This is a genomic window from Neptuniibacter sp. CAU 1671 (assembly GCF_029222905.1).
In the GTDB taxonomy this organism is placed as follows: Bacteria; Pseudomonadota; Gammaproteobacteria; order Pseudomonadales; family Balneatricaceae; genus Neptuniibacter.
The window spans coordinates 1,916-5,196 of record NZ_JARHUE010000013.1; the positions used below are offsets into that span (position 1 = coordinate 1,916).

Annotated in this window: 2 rRNA genes; both read left to right on the forward strand. The window is 51.8% G+C overall.

From position 1 onward, the window contains the following. The first annotated feature begins 124 nt into the window (after positions 1 to 124). A 23S ribosomal RNA gene (locus tag P2G53_RS14065) occupies positions 125 to 3,008 on the forward strand. Positions 3,009 to 3,158: 150 nt separating this feature from the next. Then, a 5S ribosomal RNA gene (rrf, locus tag P2G53_RS14070) occupies positions 3,159 to 3,274 on the forward strand. Positions 3,275 to 3,281: the final 7 nt, after the last annotated feature.

Below are 3,281 nucleotides of genomic sequence, written 5' to 3' on the forward strand. Positions count from 1 at the left end.
AAACGCTCTTTAACAATTTGGATTTGATTCATTTATAGATTTTGACTTGTAGAAGTTTTACAAGCGCCAATTCGGCGAAATCTATCGTTACGAGTCATGGAAACCAGACGCCTTCGGGTTATATGGTCAAGTGACTAAGCGTGCACGGTGGATGCCTTGGCAGTCAGAGGCGATGAAGGACGTTGTAACCTGCGATAAGGTTCGGGGAGTCGGTAAACAGGCTTTGATCCGGACATTTCCGAATGGGGAAACCCACCTATTTATAGGTATCTTTTGTCTGAATACATAGGACATTAGAGGCGAACCTGGGGAACTGAAACATCTAAGTACCCAGAGGAAAAGAAATCAACCGAGATTCCCCTAGTAGCGGCGAGCGAACGGGGACCAGCCCTTAAGCATTTTTGTAGCTAATAGAACACTCTGGAAAGTGTGGCCATAGTGGGTGATAGCCCCGTATATGAAAGCTTATAGAATGTGAAATCGAGTAGGACGGGACACGTGATATCCTGTCTGAATATGGGGGGACCATCCTCCAAGGCTAAATACTCCTGACTGACCGATAGTGAACCAGTACCGTGAGGGAAAGGCGAAAAGAACCCCTGTAAGGGGAGTGAAATAGACCCTGAAACCGTGTACGTACAAGCAGTGGGAGCCGACTTAGTTCGGTGACTGCGTACCTTTTGTATAATGGGTCAGCGACTTACTTTTAGTGGCAAGCTTAACCGTCTAGGGGAGGCGTAGGGAAACCGAGTCTTAATAGGGCGTCCAGTCGCTAGGAGTAGACCCGAAACCGGGCGATCTATCCATGGGCAGGTTGAAGGTTGAGTAACATCAACTGGAGGACCGAACCGACTACCGTTGAAAAGTTAGCGGATGACCTGTGGATCGGAGTGAAAGGCTAATCAAGCCCGGAGATAGCTGGTTCTCCTCGAAAGCTATTTAGGTAGCGCCTCGTGTATCACCATGGGGGGTAGAGCACTGTTTCGGCTAGGGGGTCATCCCGACTTACCAACCCGATGCAAACTCCGAATACCCATGAGTGCAATCACGGGAGACACACGGCGGGTGCTAACGTCCGTCGTGGAAAGGGAAACAACCCAGACCGCCAGCTAAGGTCCCAAAGTTCATACTAAGTGGGAAACGATGTGGGAAGGCTCAGACAGCTAGGAGGTTGGCTTAGAAGCAGCCACCCTTTAAAGAAAGCGTAATAGCTCACTAGTCGAGTCGGCCCGCGCGGAAGATATAACGGGGCTAAGTATGACACCGAAGCTGCGGATGCCTTAGGGCATGGTAGAGGAGCGTTCTGTAAGCCGTTGAAGCGTAAGCCGGGAGGCGGCGTGGAGGTATCAGAAGTGCGAATGCTGACATGAGTAACGATAAGGGGTGTGAAAACCACCCCCGCCGGAAGACCAAGGGTTCCTATCCAACGCTATTCGAGGTAGGGTGAGTCGGCCCCTAAGGCGAGGCTGAAGAGCGTAGCCGATGGGAAACAGGTTAATATTCCTGTACTGCTCACAACTGCGATGGGGGGACGGAGAAGGCTAGGCCAGCACGGCGTTGGTTGTCCGTGTTTAAGGATGTAGGTTGAGGACTTAGGTAAATCCGGGTCCTTAAGACTGAGATCTGATGACGAGGTCCCATGTGGACTGAAGTGGTTGATGCCCTGCTTCCAGGAAAAGCCTCTAAGCTACAGGTTGTGAGAAACCGTACCCTAAACCGACACAGGTGGTCAGGTAGAGAATACCAAGGCGTTTGAGAGAACTCGGGTGAAGGAACTAGGCAAAATGGCACCGTAACTTCGGGAGAAGGTGCGCCGGCCTTGGTGATGGGACTTGCTCCCTAAGCTGAGACCGGTCGAAGATACCAGGTGGCTGCGACTGTTTATTAAAAACATAGCACTCTGCAAACACGAAAGTGGACGTATAGGGTGTGACGCCTGCCCGGTGCCGGAAGGTTAATTGATGGGGTTAGCGCAAGCGAAGCTCTTGATCGAAGCCCCGGTAAACGGCGGCCGTAACTATAACGGTCCTAAGGTAGCGAAATTCCTTGTCGGGTAAGTTCCGACCTGCACGAATGGCGTAACGATGGCCACACTGTCTCCACCCGAGACTCAGTGAAATTGAAATCGCTGTTAAGATGCAGCGTACCCGCGGCTAGACGGAAAGACCCCGTGAACCTTTACTACAGCTTCACAGTGGACTTTGACAGTACTTGTGTAGGATAGCTGGGAGGCTATGAAACTTGGACGCCAGTTCGAGTGGAGCCGACCTTGAAATACCAGCCTGGTACTGTTGAGGTTCTAACTCTGGTCCGTTATCCGGATCGAGGACATTGTGTGGTGGGTAGTTTGACTGGGGCGGTCTCCTCCCAAAGCGTAACGGAGGAGCACGAAGGTACCCTCAGCATGGTCGGAAATCATGCATTGAGCGCAAGAGTAGAAGGGTGCTTGACTGCGACACAGACACGTGGAGCAGGTACGAAAGTAGGTTCTAGTGATCCGGTGGTTCTGTATGGAAGGGCCATCGCTCAACGGATAAAAGGTACTCCGGGGATAACAGGCTGATACCGCCCAAGAGTTCACATCGACGGCGGTGTTTGGCACCTCGATGTCGGCTCATCACATCCTGGGGCTGAAGCCGGTCCCAAGGGTATGGCTGTTCGCCATTTAAAGTGGTACGCGAGCTGGGTTTAGAACGTCGTGAGACAGTTCGGTCCCTATCTGCCGTGGGCGTTTGAGATTTGAGAAGAGTTGCTCCTAGTACGAGAGGACCGGGGTGAACGAACCTCTGGTGTACCGGTTGTGATGCCAATTGCATTGCCGGGTAGCTATGTTCGGACGGGATAACCGCTGAAAGCATCTAAGCGGGAAGCCTCCTTCAAGATGAGATCTCACTGAGGACTTGATCCTCCTAAAGGGCCGTTCGAGACTAGGACGTTGATAGGTTGGGTGTGGAAGCGCTGTGAGGCGTTGAGCTAACCAATACTAATTGCCCGTGAGGCTTGACCATATAACGCCCAAGGCGTTTGGTTGGCTTGTGATGATAGAGAGTAAGCGGATTGTGTGCGTGTAGAACGAGAGTCAAAGCACATCTATAAATAAGGCGAGAGCCGGAATCGAATCCAAGCTATGAGTCATAGACTTGTAGCAACCCGTTTTGCTTGGCGACCATAGAGTTGTGGAACCACCTGAATCCATCCCGAACTCAGACGTGAAACGCAACATCGCCGATGGTAGTGTGGGGCTTCCCCATGTGAGAGTAGGTCATCGCCAAGCACCTAAT